Origin of the sequence: Pseudoalteromonas sp. JSTW (assembly GCF_013423925.1) — a bacterium.
Taxonomy (GTDB): domain Bacteria; phylum Pseudomonadota; class Gammaproteobacteria; order Enterobacterales; family Alteromonadaceae; genus Pseudoalteromonas; species Pseudoalteromonas lipolytica.
This window is the reverse complement of record NZ_CP058973.1, coordinates 268049-287666: the sequence shown is the minus strand read 5'-3', so window position 1 is coordinate 287666 and position 19618 is coordinate 268049. Positions and strand designations below refer to the sequence as shown.

Below are 19618 nucleotides of genomic sequence, written 5' to 3'. Positions count from 1 at the left end.
TGATTACAAACCCTTCACCATATTTGCTTAATCAACAATGATAAGATTTTTGTAACAGGGTAATTCAACGCAAATCGCTGTATTACCTATAAAGCTATGCGATAAAAGAAATAATAAAAATAATGAATGGAGAAGGTGTTTTGCAGGGTATTAATTTAATTAAATCAACAGCTGCTGCTGTTATAAGTGCAATTTTAGTGGGGTGCAGTACAAACCCATTACCCCTAGACCCTGTTATTGGTGACACAGGACAAGCGCTATCAGAGATTGCTATTAAGACTGATGTTACACATTACGATTTAGCACTTGAAGTTATACCAAATAAGAAACGATTAAAGGGGCTATCAAAAACCGACTTTACAATTTTAGCACCCACTCAGTTTGTCGAACTTAAACTGGATAGCCGATTTACTATTACCGCGATTACCTCACAAGATAAGCCACTTAACTTTAAACGAAATCAAGGTGTGATCACCATTGATTTAGGTGAACAAAAAGCGCCAGGGAGTGTCGCTACGGTGTCCGTTGCTTATGAAGGGCAACCACACATTGCTAAAAATGCACCATGGGATGGGGGTTTTGTTTTTTCACAAACCGAATCGGGTGAGCCATGGATTGCAACGGCAGTGCAAGGGGAAGGGTGTGACTTGTTCTGGCCTTGCAAAGATCATTTTGCAGACAAAGCCGATAGCATGCGTATTCGTTTAACTGTGCCAAATGGTTTAAGTGCAGTGAGTAATGGTGTACTGCAAAATATCACGCAACTGATTGATAATAAGCAACAATTCGATTGGTTATTATCGGTGCCAGCAAGTGATTACAATATTGCGATTAATATTGGGCCCTATACGCGTATTAAAACAGAGTATACCAGTGTGAATGGCGCGACGGTGCCTATTGAGTTTTGGTCTCTCACACAAAATGAGCAAAAAGCACGCGAGCTTATCGACAATGATTTACGCCAGCAGGTGACGTTTTTTGAGAAAATGCTCGGACCCTATCCTTGGGGCGGTGAAAAGTTAGGCTTTGTTGAAACGCCACACTTAGGCATGGAGCATCAAACAGTCAATGCGTATGGCAAAAAGTATGCGCGTGATCCCAATGGATATGATTGGTTATTACAGCATGAGCTTGCCCATGAATGGTTTGGCAATTTAATGACCCACGAAAAGCTTAATGATGCATGGCTTCATGAGGGGTTTGGTTTTTATATGCAACCCAGTTACAGCTTATATAAATTTGGTGACGCAGCCTACAATCACAGTATGTATAAAGCCTATTTAGGTCTTAAAAACTGTGCGCCAGTTGTGCTTGAAGGTCAAATTACATCTGACCAAGCGTTTAACTCTGATATTTATGGTAAGGGTGGCTGGACACTGCATACTCTTCGCTGGCTTGTGGGTGAAGACGTATTTTGGCAAGCAACACGAGAGCTGCTTTACGGTGTGAATAACACCGCATCGTTAACCTACCCAATTGCGCCTCGTTATCGCAACACCGACGAGTTTATTAGCATTGTTAATCGTTTAACAGGTAAAGACTATCAATGGTTTTTTGATGTGTATCTAAAGCAGGCTGAATTACCTGAGCTTGAAGTAACACAAACACCACATAACATTACGTTAAGTTGGAATACAGCCTCGTTAAAAGGGAATAAGTTTCCGATGCCGATCCCTGTGGAAATTAATGGAGAGTCGAACACCTATTACCCTAAAGAGGGTCGTATAAATATTGCTATTCAGCAAGGAGACCATGTTGTTATTGATCCGCAAATGAAAGTGCTTAGATATTTACCGATTATAGACAAATGCTCGAATGAAGAGTCAAAGTTGTAACGAAGAAAATGAACACGGCATGTGTGATTGCCGTGTTCACTGTTAATTTAGGCTAAGTCTGCTGCACTTGGCAATGACGCAAATGCGCCATAGCGACTCACTGCAAAAGCGCCCGCTTTGGCGGCGTAAGCAATGGTCTGTTCTATATTCGCTTGTGTTTGGCAAAACTCTTTAAAACGTTGCTTATTTTCACAGTGCTGGCCAATCTTTGACAGCATACCGCCAATAAAGGCATCGCCAGCGGCAGTGGTATCAACAACGTTGGTGGCTGGTGGGCTTACTTGGCCTTTAAAATCAGCGTGATAAACGTTAATTGCTTCACCGCCATTGGTAACGAGCAAACAGGTTACACCTGCCTTTAAAATGGTATCAATGGTATGTTCAAGTGGCATTGCCTGATGACTTTTTTGATTTAGAAACTCAAGTTCTTCAAATGAAAGTTTTACGATATCTGACAAAGAGATAACATGCCACATTCTATCTAGCGTATGGCGCATGCTTGGCCACAGGTTTTCGCGCAAATTCATGTCAAAACTACAAATTGCACCGGCTTTTTTCGCCTGAGTAAGGCCGTAAATTGTTGTTTGATAGATGTTGTGCTCAGTAAGGCTGTTACTACATACATGCATAATGGCATGTTCAGCAAACATCGAACTGTTAAAGTCATCTACCCGATAAAGTAAATCGGCCGCGGGTGGGCGATAAAAGCTAAATGAACGTTCGCCGCTTTCATCTAGTGAAACAAAGGCGAGTGCTGTTTTAGCGGCATCGGTAAATTGGCAATAATCGGTGTTAACGCCATGCTGTGCCAGCTCATCTTTTATAAAGTGTCCAAACATATCATCGCCAAGCATGCCACAAAAACTGGTTTTTAATCCTAGCTTTGCTGCTGCAACAGCCACGTTAGCAGGCGCACCACCTGCATATTTGGTAAATGATTCAGGCTGTTTGCCGTCAGACAAAAAGTCAATTAGCGCTTCGCCAAAACACACTAAGCTCATTATGTATTCCTCAATGTTATTACTTTTAATACTTCGTAGCAGGCACCCATTGTGTGGTAATCGGTTTTTCCCGCAGGTGATTTTTCGTCACTGTATGCCTGATTGTTTGCTGATAAAATTCTAAACCATGCCCCATACTGATGATCTACCATATGTTGCCAACTGTATTGCCAAATTTTCTCATACCAAAGCCAATATGTATCATCGTGTGTAGCATCAGCGAGTAGGGCGGCAGCGGCCAATGATTCGGCCTGAACCCAAAAGTATTTATCGCTGTCGCAAATCTGTTTATCTGGCGCAAAACCATAAAAAATACCACCGTGCTCGTTATCCCATGCAATAGCCAATGTGTCATCAAATAACGTTTTAGCCCGCTCAACTAGCCAAGGTAATTCAACATGGCGATTTAAAATCAGTAACAGTTTAGCCCATTCAGTTTGGTGGCCTGGTTGAAAGCCCCACGGTCTAAATAAATGGCGAGGGTCATCTTTATTGTAATCAAAGTCGAGCTGCCAATCTTGATGGTAATGCTCCCACACAAACTGCTGACTTTTTGCCGCCAACTTTAGTGTGAATGTCTGTGCTAACAGCAGCGCGCGGTCTAAATAGTGGCGCTGATTAGTGGCTTCAAAACACATCAAAAGTGCTTCGCATAGGTGCATATTGGCATTTTGACCGCGGTAAGTGTCGGCTTGACTAAAATCGGCAGTGTATTCGTCTAAATAGGCATTATTTTTGGCATCAAAATAATGGGTTTCAAGTAAATTCCATACTTGCGAAATGGTATTTTCACACTCGCTGATGCCAGCTTTTAATGCGACTGCATTTGCAAGCAGTACAAACGCAAGGCCATAGCAATGATTCGTGTCATCTAAAATGGTGACCTTGCCTTCGTTGGTTTGTTTTAACAGCCACGCATACCCCCCAGATTTTTGCTTATGCACACGCTCAAGGTGGGCTAAGCCATGGTGCGTTAGTCTGAGGTATTCAGGCTCTTTAAAATGCAAATAGGCCATTGCATAATTAAAAACAAAGCGAGTACTGGACACCAAATGACGGGTTTCTTTGTCATAAATCTGACCGTCATCTTTAAAAAATTGATAGAAGCCACCGCAACCATTTGCTGAATTATCAACACAATGCGGATGATAAAAAGCGAGCGTGTCTTTTATGTGCTGCTTTAAGAAATCAGGGCTTTGAAAATCGACAGTATGCATGCTGCCTCCGGTGGTTTTCTTGATTAAAGCAACTATAGCAGGAAATAAATATTTTGGAACGTTCCTATTAAATCTTTGTGCTATTTTTACTTCAATGTGTAGAATCAAGCGTAACTTGTTAACGGAGTGAAAACCACGTGAGTGAAATTAATACAAACCAATCGTTTGTCGCTGAGGGGTCGCAGCAAAATAAAAACTACCTGCTTCCCTTAACGGCAATGGCGACCCTGTTCTTTTTATGGGGTTTTATTACAGTTTTAAATGATGTGTTGATCCCGCGCTTAAAAGGCGTCTTTGATTTAACCTATACCGAAGCAATGCTGGTACAGTTTTGCTTCTTTGGCGCCTACTTTATAGTGTCGTTACCAGCCGGTATGTTGGTGAAAAAATTGGGTTATAAGAACGGGGTTCTAACCGGTTTAATCGTTGCGTCAATTGGCTGTATGTTGTTTTACCCTGCTGTTGTAGTGCATGAGTATTGGCTATTTTTAGGTGCGCTTTTTGTACTAGCTGCAGGCATTACAGTGTTACAAGTATCAGCAAATCCTTATGTTGTCGCATTGGGACCTGAGAAAACAGCATCATCTCGCTTAAACCTTGCGCAAGCGCTCAATTCATTAGGCACAACGGTTGGCCCTTATGTTGGCGGGATCTTATTTTTTGGTACCGCGGGCTCATTGGCGGCAAACGCTGCAACGGCTGAGTCTGTTAAGGTTCCATATTTAATGCTAGCAGCAGCGCTGTTAACGATTGCTGTGGTATTTGCGTTTTTTAAATTACCTGTCATTGCTGAGCACACAGAAGAGCAAGACTGCAAAGCAAAAAATCATAGCCTAAAAGAAGCCCCTCATTTAATTATGGGAGTCGTGGGAATTTTTTGTTACGTGGGTGCAGAGGTTTCAATTGGTAGTTTCTTAGTTAATTACTTTGGTGAAGCACATATTGCGGGGCTTGAAGAGCATGCAGCCGCAAGTTTAATTGCATACTACTGGGGTGGTGCGATGGTGGGCCGCTTTATCGGTTCTGCGGCATTGCAAAAAATAGCCCCTTCTAAAGCGCTGTTCTTTAACGCCATGATGGTTATTGTATTGTTACTTGTGACAATTTTCACAGAAGGTAATGTGGCACTGTACTCTGTGCTGGCGATTGGTTTATTTAACTCAATTATGTTCCCAACCATATTTTCAGTTGCCATTGAAAGCCTAGGTTCATTAACGAGTAAAGGCTCTGGTTGGTTATGTTTAGCCATTGTTGGTGGAGCGCTTGTGCCTTTAGTGCAAGGTGTTGTTGCCGATACCGTTAGTATTCAACAAAGCTTCTTCGTTCCAGTGATTTGCTATGCGTTTATTGCCTGGTATGGCTTGAATGTTGTGCGTCTTGCCGACACGTGGAAAAAACGAATAGGTTAAAGCGGCCTCTTTTTAATGAAAACCCTGCGTTTAAGACGCGGGGTTTTTTTATGCCTGATTATCTTAGCCGCATGATTTTATGAATACGTATTCAGTGATACGTGAACACTTACAGTGTAGGAACGTTCCAATAGAGATGTTGAACTGTGCTGTTGCAATTTGATGTTTGGTTTTTATTATGAGTACACAGAAAGTAATCGATTTTCGTGAAGAAGTGGTTTTAAAAAGCGACGTTTTTATGGTTTTAAGCTAAATTTATAAGACAAAGTGATTTTATTTTGTTAAAAATAAACGGCTAACAACGAAAATAACAACAAATAGGGTTGCCATGCAAAGCACGCTTAAATTTACCACCAAAGTCACCGTAGCTGCGTCATTAGTATTAGTGATAGTGCTGGGTTTATTCACAATTAATAATTTTATCTCAATGCGAAGCCAAACGCAGGAGCAGCTATCTTTAGTTCTGCAAGAGATCTCTCAATCGGTGTCACAAAATATTGCTAACTGGCTTAATGCCAAACTAGCCATCGTGTCTTCTGTGGCGGATACATACCAATTAGGTGACAGCAAAGCGTTGACCTTAACCCAGCTTAGTACGGCAGATAAAGCGGGCAATTTTAAAAATACGTATATTGGTATTTCAGATGGGACGTTTGTACTTAATGACCAATCTGTTGTATTACCGCCAGACTACGACGCAACAACACGCCCTTGGTATAAGCTTGTTGAAAACAAAACGAATACGGCTTTCACCGCGCCATATATTGATGTAACCACAAACGAATTAACTATTTCGGCTGTCGCGCCAATGCAATCAAATGGTGTATTTAGTGGGGTTGCTGGCGCTGATATCGATATGAAAACCATCACTAAAATCGTTAACGAAATTGACTTTTTAGGGTTTGGTTATGGCTTTTTACTGGATAGCGAAGGACGTATTTTAAGTCATCCCGACACGAAATATAATGATAAAAATATGCGTGACCTGTTTGGCAAAAACCTGTCTTTACAGTCAGAGTTTGTTGAAGTGCAAGTTGCGGGCTCAGATAAGCTAGTCTCGTTTACTAAAATAAAAGGCATTAAGAATGTTGATTGGTACTTAGGTGTGGTGATCAACGAAGAGATAGCGTATTCGTCAGTGGCGTCATTTAGAAACATGGCGGCTGTTTACATGCTTATTGGGATTGTTGCGATTGTACTGATGATGCAATTTTTATTGCGCTATTTAATGCGCCCGATGCAGCGCTTAAGCGATGCAATTAAAGACATTGCTCAAGGCGAGGGCGATTTAACACGTCGTCTTGAAATCGAGAATAACGATGAATTTGGCGAATTGAGTCATTACTTCAATGCCTTTATAGAAAAAATTCATAGCTCAATTGAACAAGTAAAAAGTACCACGGTTGAGCTGGAGCGATTAGTTGAAAGCTTAGTAAATCAAACTCAAGGCACACTCGCTATGTACGCTGATCAAACAAAGCGTACAGATAATGTGGCTACGGCAATTAATGAGTTAACTTCAAGTGCAGTCGAAATATCAAACAGTGCTAGTAATGCCTCTAAATTAGCGACAAGTGCAAATAGCCAATCGCTGCAAAGTCAGTCTGCACTCGCGGACAACTTAAATGCAATTAATGCACTGTCACGTAATATGGAGCAAGCACAAAAAACCATTAACAGCTTAGATGCTCACACGGTCAGTATCGGCCAAGTACTCGAAGTGATTAAAGGGGTAAGCGAGCAAACAAATCTACTTGCTTTAAATGCCGCAATAGAGGCTGCCCGAGCGGGTGAAGCGGGTCGAGGGTTTGCCGTTGTTGCAGACGAAGTACGTCAGCTTGCTCATCGTACACAACAATCAACACAAGAGATCGAAGACACCATAACGCAGTTACAACAGGGCTCGGCGTCAGCAGTTGAAGTAATGACTGCCAGTATTAAAGACAGCGAGAAAAGCGTTGAACAAGCGCATATTGCGGGTGACAAAATGGCCGAGGTTACACAGGCAATCGAGTCAATAGATGAAGTAAATCACAGTGTTGCAAATGCAACAACTGAGCAAAATCATGTTATTCAAAGCTTAGATAGTGATATTCATTCAATAAGTGAGTTGTCTAACCAAGGGCAAAGTAACTTAAACAATACCCTCAATGAGTGCACTAAACTCAAAGCGCAGTTTTATGAACTTGAAAAGCTCGTTCTGAAGTTTAAAGTATAAAGGTATTCTCACTTTTGGATCAAAACTGGCTTAGTGCCATTACCTTAAAAAGTGTCGACACGGCGGACAAACAACGCCGTGCCTTCACGTTATTTACCATGGCCTTTTTTGCCATAGCATTAATTACCACATTGCTCATTTTGAACTATCAGGTGTATGCCTTACCGCTTACGGTGATGCTGCTAATAAGCGATATAGCCATCGTCGGGTGTTTGCTTTATTACTTTCGAACGGGAAATCTTACTGCAATCGCCTGCATTATCTTATTAATTATTATGCTGTTGTGTATCTCACTGGTGTATACCGGAGGTAAAGAAAATACAGCATTGTATTGGCTAATGTTTTATCCGGTTGTTGCCTATGTAACGCTAGGGCTTAAAGTGGGTAGTGTATTTGTGGCCATTATGTACTTAAGCACTACACTTTTGTTGTTTGGTGCTGATGTTGGTCAGGTAAGTTATGGTCATGTTGAAATGACACGATTTTTGGCCTCATTCACATTGGTTATTTTGTTCTCTGGGATCAGTGAATTTTTCCGTCAAAAAAGCCATCAAAAAATTGCTGATATTACCCTTATTGAAAAGCGTGACGCTTTAACCGACCCACTCACCGGGCTTGCCAATCGTCGCTATATTTATGAGCATATTTGTCCACGCTTAGAATCGGATGCACAAAGTCATTTACCCATGTCGATATTGTTAATTGATCTAGATAACTTTAAATTAGTTAATGATACTTACGGCCATGATTTTGGCGATCAGGTTTTGATTGCCTTTACGTCTATGCTTTTCGATAAGCTACGCACGACCGATATAAAAGCACGCTATGGAGGAGAAGAATTTATAATTTTATTACCCAATACCGAGCTCAAAACAGCCCATCGCGTTGCTGAAAAATTATGTGCCTATGTTGCCGATAAGCGCATAGCTTATGATGTGGGAATGGCCGTGTCTATTACCTGTAGTATTGGTATCGCGAGCTTAAATCACGCCAGTCAGTTTAGTAAGGCTGTTAAGCAAGCCGATGATAATCTTTACAAGGCTAAAATGGCAGGGCGCAATACTGTTGTATCCAATAAACAAGAAGACGAGTAAATGGCCAGATTAATATATGTTTACGACCCAATGTGCAGTTGGTGTTGGGGGTACAGAGAAACGTGGTTAAAACTGCAGGCTGCGTTAACCGATAAACTCAGCATTGAGTATAAAGTAGGGGGGCTTGCACCTGATAGCGATGAGCCAATGCCTTTAGACACGCAGCAATTTTTACAGCAAACATGGCATCGAATTGAGCAGCAGCTTGGTACGAAATTTAATCATGATTTTTGGCATACAGCTCAACCACGCCGCTCTACCTACCCAGCATGTCGTGCGGTACTTGTTGCAAGGCAACACGATAAAGAGCCCGAAATACTCTATGCCATTCAAAAAGCCTACTACTTAAACGCACAAAACCCATCTGACATAAGCACCCTTGCTAATCTAGCAGAGCAAATAGGCTTAGATAAAACAGCCTTTATTAATGATATTCAAAGTGACGCGATAAATGCGTTATTAATGGCTGAAATAAATGCAGCGCGTTCACTGCCAATCCAAGGCTTTCCTTCTTTAGTGCTCGAAAATAAAGGGGAGTACCATGTAATCCCAGTTAATTACCTTGATTGGGAAGCCAGTTATCAGCAGATCCTTTCGCTTATATAGTCTCAAAGCCAGCTCTTTTGTTTTTTAAGAGAGGGGAGTCATTTAACGAGGGTTAGTAGGAAAATTTCATATCACTTTTTTGACTAATTATTTATTAGAGCAATCAATTAGTTGAGTAATATTGAAACATTCTTCTATTGTTATGGTTTGAGCGCTTGCATAGTTAAATAACGACCCAATCACTCGTTTTGTGATCACGGTAAAAGAAGAGCAACCAACTTTTAATATATAGTAATTGGCTAATAACTTTGTTAATAATATGTCTTTAAGATAATTGAGCTTCAGCGTGGTATAAAAATGACCGACTAGCTCGATATATACCTGTTAGGTATTTAGGAGAATCACGGAATGATCGAAGCAAGTTGTCATTGTGGCAACATTAAAATAGCGGTTCCTAAAATCACAGATACGGTTACAAGTTGTAATTGTTCTGCTTGCAGTAAGTATGCATCTTTATGGGCTTACTTTTCACCCAAAGACGTTAAATTTACTACGATAGATAATTCTATTGCTTCATATTCTTGGGGTGATAAAACCATTGAATTCCATCACTGTAATAACTGCGGTTGTTTAACTCATTACACACCAACAGAACTTGGCAATAAAGATAAAATGGCTGTCAATTTTCGTTTAGTAAATGCAAATATTCTTAGCGCTCTTAAAATTAGATATTTTGACGGCGCAGATACATGGAAAGAAATAAAGCAGTAAATGCCTAACAAGGCATTCTAAGTTGGACAAATTGTCGTGAACTTTTTGTTCGTGTCTTGCCTATTTTAGCTAACAGCAATTTGCCGCTTAAATGGCGTTAACCTTATCAATAATATGTATTAGATTATGCGAAATTTTTATAAAACCCATCTGCTAACAACACTTTTATTTGGAGTGTTATCATTCAAAACACTTGGCCAAGACCAATCAGCTACCTACGAAATAATTAATCTTTCTGATGATTTTTATTCTGTATATCAGTCAAGCAAAACGTTATCCCCTGAAAAGAGAGCAGAGCAGTTTTCACAGTATTTCACCTCTCAGTTTGAGCCTTTCTATAGTAATAAGAGCTTTGTTAAATCTATTGAAAGTTTCAGTGAGATAGAAGATGTATACTTATTAAAAAACAGAGAGTTATCTAAAAATTTAAATGGTAGCATGGACTCGTTTATTGCTACTTTTGAAGATTTTAAATCTGAAACACCAATATATATACTCCATTCGCTCGGTGGCTTCAATGGGGCAACACGTGATTTGAATGGCAAATCTTACTTAATGTTTGGTGTAGATCTGATGGCTAAATACCATAACTGGAAGAATGACACCCCATTTTTCCATCATGAGCTATTTCATGTTTACCATGAAAACTTTTTTCAATGTAATGATGAACTCTGGTGCTCGCTATGGACTGAGGGCTTAGCAACGTACGTGTCACACCAATTGAATTCGTCTGCGAGTAATGATGAATTGATGCTAAACATACCTGAAAATATGATTAAAAATGTCCGTTCTAGACTGCGTTATTCGCTGACTGATCTTAAGGGAAAATTTTACTCGAAAAATCCTGAAACATACTCTTCATTCTTCAGTTTCAGAAAAGATGAAACAAATTTGCCATACCGCAGAGGTTATTACCTAGGCTACATTTTAGCTAAAGAAATAGGCAAAGATTACAGTTTAGAAGAGTTGGCTAAAATGGAGAAAAAGACTGTAGAGCTATTATTACTAAAAGCACTTGATTCATTAATCGAATTGCAAGGCTGACAAATAGTTAAACTGGGTCTTAAAACAGTTTATTTTGAGTGTCTTACTATTCTAACAAACTATTTTAAGCCCGTTAATGTTGGGTTATTGATTATAGACTCAACGCGTTCCTGACCTTTGACCGAGATATATTACTCGTCTTTGCCCCTAAATGAGCTAATGTAAATGCTCTAAAGATCTGCTTTGAGCGAAGCAGTCAATCAAAAGTTTTGATGTCTGAAGTCAAGATTTGATCCTCGTTGGCTTTTTCAAAACGAATGGGCACGAGCTTTTGTAATAGTGGCAACACAAGCAAAGGCTCAGAGCGATTATCAATACAAACAACGGCATTTGCACTACTCAGCGCTCTCACCAATGCGTTAACAGGGGCTATATCGTCCAAAGACTCAATAAAACAATTGTCTTTCTCAAACTTACTAATATCGTCGAAATACGCATCAGGCGAAAAACAATATAACTCAAGCGGCTTAACTACCGCGTTATTGTTGTTTGATAGTTTTTTCCCTAACACGATGAGTGGATGAGCTTTTTATCCAATCCGAGCTTAAGCAAAAGCATATTTATTAAATCCATGTACTTCACTGAATACCAAATTAAAATAGCGTCATATTTTTATCGTGCATTATTAGGTACATTAAAACAATAGCTATTTTGATGAATTACCAGCGATTGCGCTATGCACTATGAGTAAGTAATTTAATCCATTCATCTGCGTTTGACACAATGAATTGATATTTATTACCATCTTTTAATATGATTTCAATTGCATCACGTGTATAAGGCAAAATACCTGCAACTTTACCAGTACACTTACTCACTTTGACAATTTCACGCTGTGCAAACATATAAGGTCCTAACCCAAATTGCGCATTAAACGGTGCAAAATGAATATCGGTGTTGGTTAGCCAAAATCTACCGTCGGCTTTGATTGTCCCTTGTTGAATCGTGGCGATTGTCGATTTGATTGTTATTGCATGCATAATAGTATCTCTTGATGTAGCTCTTAATGTGTCAGTTTTGCTGCTTTTAAGTCATTACCAAGTGACGACATTTAGGCTGACTGTATTATCTTTCTCTTGGTTTGCCTACCGTTAAGTAGTGCGCCAAACCATGTATTTTTAACTAATAATAAATAACTTATTTGACCTATAAGTAATGTTAAAACCACGCTAACTATAAACTTTACTAAAACTGGCAAATTAGTATTAATCAATGGCATCTGAATATAAATCAGCACTGGCACATGTATTAAATAAATCCAATATGATGCATTTGATATGCTGCGACTGAGCTTACTTTTGTGATTTAAAAAACGATGCCCAAGTAAAAACGTTATGGCGGTTAACAAAATAACACTCAGTCCTTGTGATAAAACATGCAATACATATAGCTCTCCCGCTGCGGAAAAAGACCCCGTAGTTGCGGCAGCAATCACTTCATCTAAGCTTGGCGCGGCTGGTAATAAAGAAAAATAGCCAGTCAGTGATATTGCAACACCCAAAATAAGAGGCCATAAGTATTTATGATATGACGAAATGAGTTGTTGTTTTTTATAAAGCCCTACTCCTAAACAATAAAAACTGCCGTAAAAACCATACGACCACAACTGTGGCGTGAGTTTATCAGGAGCAGGAAATGGAATAGATTGCCCCATTAATGAAAACGTTAACACGATGGGAAGTACAACCCACATAAATAAAGGGTGGACGCTAAGCGCATCGAATTTATTGCCTAATAAGTTAGTTGTTTTCAACAACCAGTGAATTAAGCAAAACTGGAATAAGTTCCACAAAAACCATAAGTGCATAGTGCTAACAACAGGCTCTTTAATAACTTTAAACACAGCAAAAATCGGCGGTATTGGATTAGCTATACCGGCTCCAAAACTCAAGGCATGGTAGTAAACGGCAAAGCTTAACGGTAAAAATACAATAAAAGGCAGTAGAATATGTTTACTGCGATGATGTAAAAAGCGCGCGTTGCTCGATTTGTCTATTAAAAGTGAACTGCAAAACCCTGCAATAATAAAAAATAACGGCATCCGAAATAAGTGCAGCGTATGCGTAATATAATCAAATAGACCATGTGTGCTTGGGTCTGCCGTAAACCAAATATTGCTAAAGAACGGACTGTAGGCTAAAGCGGCATGAAATACTATGCCAAGCAATAGCGCGAGGCTGCGTAAATTATCAATATAATGTAATCGACTGTCTTTATTCATTAATGTGCCCAACTAATTTTTATTAATAAAGCATAAATGAATGAGGCATAATGGCACTAGTCACAAAGCTCATAGCCCGAGCTATGACAGATGTCACTGTTTTTACAACGCGAGTTCTGCAATAATTGCTAAAAAAATATGGTCATAGTAATGGAATCAACTATACGACATACAACCGATTGGCATTTCTCAACATTGGCATCGTGGCTTGGGGTGACATCGGCGTGTGCCTATTATGCCAACTCAGAATTAGCGCTATATTTGCAAATCATAGTAAGTGGTTCCATTTTAGCTATTTTGCTGTATGTGTTAAAACAGCCTAACAAATTTGTTCACGGCGTAGCACTTGGCTATTTCCTGCTTATTTTGGCAATGATACAACTGAGTTCAACATCCTTAGTTTTTATCCACCTAGTGATGTTTACCGCGGTTTTTAGTCCTCATTTTTCGCTTCCTAAAATACTGGCTTGCGTTGTGGCCGCCATGCTGGTGTATGGTTTAACGCATTATGCGCGCTGGGAAAATGGCATTCCTTGGATCACGTTTACAATTTGGTTTTTCTTTTGCTTGATGAATTGGTTTGTCAGTCGCCGGATTGTCGAAAGTTTAAATACACATTACCAATCCCGCCAAAACTACAAAGAGTTAAAAGCCACCCAACACATGATGGGGGTGATGCATGCAGCGCAAGAGCGACAAAAGATATCACGCGAGCTCCATGACTCACTCGGCCATAAGCTTACCGCGCTCAGCATTAATTTAGATTTTGCTAAAAGAGCAGCAAATGAAGCCACCGTTGAAACCCTCTCTCTTTGTCACCAACTTAGCCAAGAAGTATTGGCTGAGGTGCGCGAAATCGTTTCCACTCAACGCAATGACAAAACGATACTTAAGCAAGCTCTTGAGGCCATTTGCGAACTAACACCTAATTTACACTGTGATCTCCAACTAAGTAAGGAGACAGAGCAGCTCCCTCAAGACTACGCCCTTTGTGTATTGCGGTTTACCCAAGAGATGATCAGCAACACCCTTAAACATACCCAAGCAAACCATTTTACTTTGCATGTAAATGTCACCCACGTTGGCGAACAGCTGCTGTTAGTTGCAAAAGCGTATCACAATCAACCAGAGACCCATTTACCAAAACAAGGGAACGGATTAGCAGGATTAAATGAGCGAATGGCACAATTTAGCGGTGAATTTTCACAACACCTTGAGCAAGAAACACTGATCAATACCATGACACTACCACTAAATTTAGAAGAAAAAAGCCATGATAAAGTGCCTACTAGTTGAAGATCAGACATTAGTTCGTTTAGGCCTCGCTAATTTACTTAACCTTGATAGCGCCATTAATATCGAAGCCCAAGCTGAAGATGGCTTGCAAGCGCTTACACTATTAGCTGAGCATAGTTTTGACATTGCTTTACTCGATATGAGAATGCCGAATTTAGATGGGCTCGGCGTGCTGCAAAAAATGCGTGAAAAGGGTGATAAAACCCCTGTGCTGATCATTACCACATTTGAAGATTGTGATGTATTAGTCAAAGCCCTTAATCTAGGTGCTCGTGGGTATGTGCTTAAAAACATTGAACTTGAAGAACTCATTAGCGCTATAAAGCAGGTCGTTGCAGGTGAGCGAGTATTGCAAAGTGCGGTGACTGATTTTTTACTCAAAAAGGAACTAAGCCCTCAGCTCTGCTTAACGGACAAAGAACAAACCGTATTGCAGTGTTTGTCTTTGGGTATGCCAAACAAAATGATTGCCAAAAAATTAGATAACTCTGAGGGGACTATTCGTAATCATGTGTCACAAATTCTTGCCAAATTAGATGTAAAAGACCGCACTCAGGCCGTTATAAAAGCCATTAATCAAAACCTAATTTAACACGCGAACAACACCAAATTACTATTTTTGATTAGGCTTAAGTGGTGCAATCAACATAAATAAGAGTAAACAAAACCAACTAATAAACAAACAGGCGACTATCCATGCGAGCTTTTCTTGGCGTTCCACTTTTTGTGACCTAGCAATGAGTATGATTGGCATCACCCAAATTTTGATTTCAGACATTAAAGATCTTCAGTGTCTGCTCATGGCACCGAACCGCCCGTCGACTCTAACTCATAACTGCCCCAAGACGTGTTTAGGCGAATTACTCAAAAAAGCGAACTTCGGCCGTTCAAAATTGCTTTTCTATTTCGTCAAAGTATATTGCTTGCATAGTCAGTAAAACGACCCAATCGCTCGTTTTTGTCCTGAGACAAAAGCTAGAACTACTGCATTTTAGTAGTAATGGCAATTAGTTAAGAAGTTTGTTACAAATGAGTCATTCAGAAAAGCGAGCGACGCTGTGGTAGAAAAACGCGCGATTCGCTCGCTATAAACATGTTATGTTTCAAGGAAAGGTTAGGTGATAAAAAAATTTAAAAGCGTTATCTTTGCCTTAGCTTTACTTTGCATAGTTTTATTTTTTACTTTTCATTATTTAGATAAAAACTATGAATCATTAGTAAGTATTTATCTGTTTTTAACCTTCTGGGGATTGGACAAGTGTTTAGCTTGGCAACTTGGTGAAAAAATAGGTATTGCAAGTATGCTAGCCATACCTTCAGATGCACATAAAAACATTAGGTTGTTAGGCTTATTAATTGGCTTGTTTCTTACTTTTTATGGTATTAATCATTTGATTGCGCAAGTTTCAACATAACAAGAAATTAAACAAGGACAAAAAACAGTTGGCTTTTGCTCCTGCGTCGCTCATTTTAGCCAACAATTTTATTGCCTGTTAACAGGGCGTTACCGAATAAATACTCTAACGTGTTTCTGTCCAGTGATGAGTTAACATCAATCTAGCAGCATTTAAGCTTTAAAGAATTATAAAAATAGGCCGATACAAAACCATATCACTGAAACAGGGACGTGTTATGAAGGTTATTTCTGAAAATTTACCGCAGCCACTAAATAATCAAAATGTGACATTAGAATCACCCAAAGATGGGGAGGCTCTTTTAAATAATGAGCTGAAAAAGTTGGCGGATGACATATATCACAAAAGCGAGCCAACTGAACTAGAGCAAACATATAGCAAGCCACTGACAATGACCGCGAGCAAAATAGACATGACTAAAACGGTTGATGACTTTATGTATGAACTTGCTGTTGCGACTGGCGAATTATATATGCCTGGTGGGAGTGTACCGAAGGCTGTGGAAAAAATGCTTTCTCCTTATGATGCATTACTCTCAGATATAAATAATCAAGCGCCTTCATTGGCCTATAAAAGTTGGGGAATATCAATAAACCAATCTGGTACTTTAGAAGCGACAGGTTCGATTACAGACCTTGAAAAAGAGTACTTAGAAGAAAAACTAAATGGTTCGGAGGAATTAGTAAGTGCTATAAAGGATTTTAAATCTAATTATTTGAAATATATCGGGCCTGAATCCCGGGGCTATGGAAGGTATGATGTTACGAATGATAATTTTGCCGATGTCTTCGATTTTAGAGAAATGCTTGAAAGCTCAAGGAGCAATGACGACTTTAAAAGGACGTGGGAGTATGAAACAAATTGGCTAAAGTTGACTGATAACATCTTGTCACAGTTAAAACGCAGCGCTGCGAGATATTAGTTACTTAAAAGGTTTATTTGGCATTGTAATTGGGCTACGCAGCGATCATTTAAAAATGTCATATTAGGCTCGCTTTAACTATCAAGTTTGGCACTGAGACATATCCAACGATTAAACCTTAATTGGTGAATAACTAACATTATTTATTTGCCTTTGTTATGTGTAATGCAAACTCATTTTTTATTGGCGAGTACCGATTAACGCATCTTTGTGCAAAAACGCGCTGCCGTGAGTTTTTCTCAAAGCTTAAATTTAATGTCTTTTTTTCTTAGCTGAAATTTCAAAATAATTGCCCCAAATGTTTATAAATGCCTAACTTATAAGGCACATCCTCGAGATTTCCCCCTTATTTTTTCCCAACATAAACGAATTGTTACAGCTGTCATATTTTTGTATTTTTTACGCAACACGCTTGTCATTTTTCATCGTTAGACTTTCGCTCATTAAAACAACCCCACTAGCAAATTAAGCTAATTTAACGAGTAAAGGTGTATGCGATGAAAGGCGTTAAACCACTGATTTTAGCAGGTATTGTAGCGGCATCTGCAGCAGTACATGCAAACGATCTAGATAAAGTAATTGATAAAAGTAGTGAGATAAACAAATCTGCTGCGCAATCACAAACTAAAATCGACAAGATTGCAGATTCAATGCAAGGTCGTTTACAACAGTTCAAAGCCCTAAACAAAGAAATTGACGGTTTAACTGTTTATAACGCACAACTTACCAAGCAATTAAATAACCAGATTGCTGAAATGGACGCGTTAAACGAGTCTATGGATCAGGTATCGGTTATCGAGCGTCAAATCACGCCATTAATGATGCGCATGATCACAGGCCTTGACCAATTTGTTGCACTAGACGTGCCTTTCTTAACTGAAGAACGTAGCAAGCGTATTGCCTCATTGAAAGCAATGATGGACCGCGCAGACATCACATCAAGTGAAAAATTCCGCCGCTTACTGGAAGCCTACCAAGTAGAAGTTGATTACGGTCGTACTATCGAAGCGTACACCGCATTACTTGATGTTGATGGTCAAGAGCGCGAAGTTGACTTTTTACGTATCGGCCGTTTAGAGCTTATTTATTTAACACGCGACGGCAAAAAAGCAGGTAGCTGGGATAAAGAAACAAAATCGTTTGTTGAATTACCCGATTCTGCAATCAGTCAAATTAGTAAAGGTTTACGTATTGCGCGTAAGCAACTTGCCCCAGATATGTTAACACTGCCAGTCCACGCTGCTGAATAAGAGGTTCGAGATGAAATTATTAACGACAATGACAAAAATGGCCGTGTTTGCAGCTGGCCTTGGTTTTGCGGGTAGTAGCTTTGCTGCTGAGCCAATGGATTTAGACTCATTACTAAAAACATTAGAGCAAGGTAAAGCACAACAAAGCGCTGAGAATAAGCAACGTGAGCAAGCGTTCATGGCGCGCCAAAACGAACAAGTGCAAATGCTTAAAGATACACAAGCAAAGCGTAATGCCATGCTTAACGAGTCGGAGCGTTTAGAAACGCAGTTTGAAGAAAACGAAGTAAAACTTGCTAACTTAACCGAGACACTTTCAAACCGTATGGGTTCACTTAAAGAGCTTTTCGGTGTGTTACAACAAGTAGCGGGCGATTCAAGCAACAAATTCATGACCTCTGTTGTTTCTGCAGAGCTACCAGGACGTAGTAACTTCATGGATGAGCTTGCTCAAAAAATGGGGTCAACGTCGAAGCTTGCTTCAATCGATGATATTGAAAAAGTATGGTTTGAATTACAACGCGAAATGACTGAGCAGGGTAAAGTGTCACGCTTTACGACGGATGTTATTGTTGAAGGTGGCAGCAAAGCACAAAAAGAAGTGGTGCGTGTTGGTGCATTTAACTTAATCGCGGATGGTAAATACCTAGAGTACACGCCAGCGACTAACACAATCAGCCAGCTTACTCGCCAACCAAGCAGCCGATACACAGCGACGGCATCGGATCTCCAACAAGCTAACTCAGGTGTTGTGCCGTTTGCACTTGACCCAACAGGTGGTTCAATCTTAGGTCTTTTAGTTCAAGCACCAGACACCGAAGAGCAAGTTCACCAAGGTGGTACAGTTGGTTACATCATTTTAGGTGTTGGCTTAATTGCCTTATTAATCGCACTTGAGCGTTTTGTATCTCTGATGATTATGGGTAGCAAAATCCGTCGTCAGCTTAAAGACACAGTGGCACGTGATGACAACCCACTTGGTCGTGTAATGAAAGTGAAAGATCAGTACCCAGATGTAGCGTACGACACACTTGAGCTTAAATTAAGCGAAGCAATCATTCGTGAAATGCCAAAAATTACTCGTAACCTAACGCTCATTAAGATTATTTCTGTGGTAGCTCCGTTATTGGGTCTACTTGGTACGGTAACCGGTATGATTAATACCTTCCAGGCTATTACTTTGTTCGGTACAGGTGACCCTAAACTAATGGCTGGTGGTATTTCTCAGGCACTTGTAACAACGGTACTGGGTCTGGTTGTGGCTATTCCAACGGTATTTTTATACACACTTCTTAACACGCGCTCTAAAAACATGCTGTTAATTTTACAAGAGCAAAGCGCAGGTATCATTGCAGAGCGAAGCGAGAAAGGAGCGTAAA

Annotated in this window: 19 protein-coding genes; 13 read left to right on the top strand and 6 right to left on the bottom strand. The window is 39.8% G+C overall.

The genetic code is table 11. The features are described 5' to 3' along the window. The first annotated feature begins 140 nt into the window (after nucleotides 1-140). Nucleotides 141-1835: a M1 family metallopeptidase gene (locus GZH31_RS17615; protein WP_257473725.1), complete on the top strand. Its 1695-nt coding sequence runs from the start codon at nucleotides 141-143 to the stop codon at nucleotides 1833-1835. A gap of 47 nt (nucleotides 1836-1882) precedes the next feature. Here GZH31_RS17615 and GZH31_RS17610 read toward each other — a convergent pair whose 3' ends face one another. Together GZH31_RS17610 and GZH31_RS17605 are read right to left on the bottom strand one after the other, a co-directional pair. After that, nucleotides 1883-2836 carry a carbohydrate kinase gene (locus tag GZH31_RS17610; RefSeq protein WP_065979072.1) on the bottom strand — a complete coding sequence of 318 codons (954 nt, stop codon included), beginning with the start codon at nucleotides 2834-2836 and terminating at the stop codon, nucleotides 1883-1885. Further along, nucleotides 2836-4053 carry an AGE family epimerase/isomerase gene (locus GZH31_RS17605; protein ID WP_180311872.1) on the bottom strand — a complete coding sequence of 406 codons (1218 nt, stop codon included), beginning with the start codon at nucleotides 4051-4053 and terminating at the stop codon, nucleotides 2836-2838. Before GZH31_RS17605 ends, GZH31_RS17610 begins: the two co-directional genes overlap by 1 nt. A 137-nt stretch (nucleotides 4054-4190) precedes the next feature. Between GZH31_RS17605 and GZH31_RS17600 the strand changes: the two genes are divergently transcribed. From GZH31_RS17600 to GZH31_RS17575, 6 genes are all read left to right on the top strand, one after another. Continuing rightward, nucleotides 4191-5462, top strand: a complete 1272-nt coding sequence (locus GZH31_RS17600; RefSeq protein WP_180311871.1) for a sugar MFS transporter — start codon at nucleotides 4191-4193, stop codon at nucleotides 5460-5462. 328 nt (nucleotides 5463-5790) lie between these two features. After that, nucleotides 5791-7680, top strand: a complete 1890-nt coding sequence (locus GZH31_RS17595; RefSeq protein WP_065979075.1) for a methyl-accepting chemotaxis protein — start codon at nucleotides 5791-5793, stop codon at nucleotides 7678-7680. A 14-nt stretch (nucleotides 7681-7694) separates the two neighbouring features. Next, nucleotides 7695-8774 (top strand): GGDEF domain-containing protein, encoded by a 1080-nt coding sequence (locus tag GZH31_RS17590; protein WP_257473724.1) that lies wholly within the window; start codon nucleotides 7695-7697, stop codon nucleotides 8772-8774. Continuing rightward, nucleotides 8775-9380, top strand: coding sequence for a DsbA family protein (locus tag GZH31_RS17585; RefSeq protein WP_180311870.1), 606 nt, complete (start codon nucleotides 8775-8777; stop codon nucleotides 9378-9380). Between the two features lie 348 nt (nucleotides 9381-9728). Beyond that, entirely contained in the window at nucleotides 9729-10091 is a 363-nt protein-coding gene (locus tag GZH31_RS17580) for a GFA family protein (protein WP_083202766.1), read from the top strand. Between the two features lie 126 nt (nucleotides 10092-10217). Continuing rightward, complete coding sequence (locus GZH31_RS17575; RefSeq protein ID WP_065979078.1) at nucleotides 10218-11135, top strand: DUF5700 domain-containing putative Zn-dependent protease; 918 nt, start codon at nucleotides 10218-10220, stop codon at nucleotides 11133-11135. A gap of 196 nt (nucleotides 11136-11331) precedes the next feature. Here GZH31_RS17575 and GZH31_RS17570 read toward each other — a convergent pair whose 3' ends face one another. The 3 genes from GZH31_RS17570 to GZH31_RS17560 form a co-directional block, all read right to left on the bottom strand. Then, nucleotides 11332-11646 (bottom strand): hypothetical protein, encoded by a 315-nt coding sequence (locus GZH31_RS17570; RefSeq protein ID WP_036971883.1) that lies wholly within the window; start codon nucleotides 11644-11646, stop codon nucleotides 11332-11334. Nucleotides 11647-11809: 163 nt separating this feature from the next. Further along, nucleotides 11810-12115: a hypothetical protein gene (locus GZH31_RS17565; protein ID WP_180311869.1), complete on the bottom strand. Its 306-nt coding sequence runs from the start codon at nucleotides 12113-12115 to the stop codon at nucleotides 11810-11812. A gap of 71 nt (nucleotides 12116-12186) precedes the next feature. After that, on the bottom strand, nucleotides 12187-13356 hold the full coding sequence (locus tag GZH31_RS17560) for an acyltransferase family protein (protein WP_065979080.1): 1170 nt from the start codon (nucleotides 13354-13356) through the stop codon (nucleotides 12187-12189). A gap of 150 nt (nucleotides 13357-13506) precedes the next feature. Here GZH31_RS17560 and GZH31_RS17555 point away from each other — a divergent pair, with 150 nt between their 5' ends. Together GZH31_RS17555 and GZH31_RS17550 are read left to right on the top strand one after the other, a co-directional pair. Continuing rightward, a complete protein-coding gene (locus GZH31_RS17555) occupies nucleotides 13507-14652 on the top strand; it encodes a sensor histidine kinase (RefSeq protein WP_065979081.1) in 1146 nt (381 codons plus the stop codon). After that, on the top strand, nucleotides 14630-15244 hold the full coding sequence (locus GZH31_RS17550; RefSeq protein WP_036971875.1) for a response regulator transcription factor: 615 nt from the start codon (nucleotides 14630-14632) through the stop codon (nucleotides 15242-15244). Before GZH31_RS17555 ends, GZH31_RS17550 begins: the two co-directional genes overlap by 23 nt. Before the next feature lie 21 nt (nucleotides 15245-15265). On the opposite strand, the gene GZH31_RS17545 is transcribed toward GZH31_RS17550, so the two are convergent. Beyond that, on the bottom strand, nucleotides 15266-15430 hold the full coding sequence (locus GZH31_RS17545) for a hypothetical protein (RefSeq protein ID WP_155950849.1): 165 nt from the start codon (nucleotides 15428-15430) through the stop codon (nucleotides 15266-15268). A gap of 340 nt (nucleotides 15431-15770) precedes the next feature. Between GZH31_RS17545 and GZH31_RS17540 the strand changes: the two genes are divergently transcribed. The 4 genes from GZH31_RS17540 to GZH31_RS17525 all read left to right on the top strand — a co-directional run bounded on the left by GZH31_RS17540 (nucleotide 15771) and on the right by GZH31_RS17525 (nucleotide 19617). Further along, on the top strand, nucleotides 15771-16067 hold the full coding sequence (locus tag GZH31_RS17540; protein ID WP_065979082.1) for a hypothetical protein: 297 nt from the start codon (nucleotides 15771-15773) through the stop codon (nucleotides 16065-16067). Between the two features lie 217 nt (nucleotides 16068-16284). After that, nucleotides 16285-16989: a hypothetical protein gene (locus GZH31_RS17535; RefSeq protein WP_065979083.1), complete on the top strand. Its 705-nt coding sequence runs from the start codon at nucleotides 16285-16287 to the stop codon at nucleotides 16987-16989. A gap of 497 nt (nucleotides 16990-17486) precedes the next feature. Further along, nucleotides 17487-18239, top strand: coding sequence for a DUF3450 domain-containing protein (locus GZH31_RS17530; RefSeq protein WP_036971874.1), 753 nt, complete (start codon nucleotides 17487-17489; stop codon nucleotides 18237-18239). A gap of 10 nt (nucleotides 18240-18249) precedes the next feature. Further along, the gene (locus GZH31_RS17525) at nucleotides 18250-19617 is read left to right on the top strand and encodes a MotA/TolQ/ExbB proton channel family protein (RefSeq protein WP_180311868.1); all 1368 of its coding nucleotides are present in this window, start codon (nucleotides 18250-18252) and stop codon (nucleotides 19615-19617) included. Nucleotide 19618 lies beyond the last annotated feature (1 nt).

Bases quoted from the DNA above. Each gene is read 5' to 3' on its own strand.
- GZH31_RS17565 (WP_180311869.1), bottom strand. From the start codon at position 12,115: ATGCATGCAATAACAATCAAATCGACAATCGCCACGATTCAACAAGGG.
- GZH31_RS17610 (WP_065979072.1), bottom strand. From the start codon at position 2,836: ATGAGCTTAGTGTGTTTTGGCGAAGCGCTAATTGACTTTTTGTCTGAC.
- GZH31_RS17595 (WP_065979075.1), top strand. From the start codon at position 5,791: ATGCAAAGCACGCTTAAATTTACCACCAAAGTCACCGTAGCTGCGTCA.
- GZH31_RS17530 (WP_036971874.1), top strand. From the start codon at position 17,487: ATGAAAGGCGTTAAACCACTGATTTTAGCAGGTATTGTAGCGGCATCT.
- GZH31_RS17580 (WP_083202766.1), top strand. From the start codon at position 9,729: ATGATCGAAGCAAGTTGTCATTGTGGCAACATTAAAATAGCGGTTCCT.
- GZH31_RS17560 (WP_065979080.1), bottom strand. From the start codon at position 13,356: ATGAATAAAGACAGTCGATTACATTATATTGATAATTTACGCAGCCTC.
- GZH31_RS17575 (WP_065979078.1), top strand. From the start codon at position 10,218: ATGCGAAATTTTTATAAAACCCATCTGCTAACAACACTTTTATTTGGA.
- GZH31_RS17525 (WP_180311868.1), top strand. From the start codon at position 18,250: ATGAAATTATTAACGACAATGACAAAAATGGCCGTGTTTGCAGCTGGC.
- GZH31_RS17545 (WP_155950849.1), bottom strand. From the start codon at position 15,430: ATGTCTGAAATCAAAATTTGGGTGATGCCAATCATACTCATTGCTAGG.
- GZH31_RS17555 (WP_065979081.1), top strand. From the start codon at position 13,507: ATGGAATCAACTATACGACATACAACCGATTGGCATTTCTCAACATTG.
- GZH31_RS17585 (WP_180311870.1), top strand. From the start codon at position 8,775: ATGGCCAGATTAATATATGTTTACGACCCAATGTGCAGTTGGTGTTGG.
- GZH31_RS17550 (WP_036971875.1), top strand. From the start codon at position 14,630: ATGATAAAGTGCCTACTAGTTGAAGATCAGACATTAGTTCGTTTAGGC.
- GZH31_RS17605 (WP_180311872.1), bottom strand. From the start codon at position 4,053: ATGCATACTGTCGATTTTCAAAGCCCTGATTTCTTAAAGCAGCACATA.
- GZH31_RS17535 (WP_065979083.1), top strand. From the start codon at position 16,285: ATGAAGGTTATTTCTGAAAATTTACCGCAGCCACTAAATAATCAAAAT.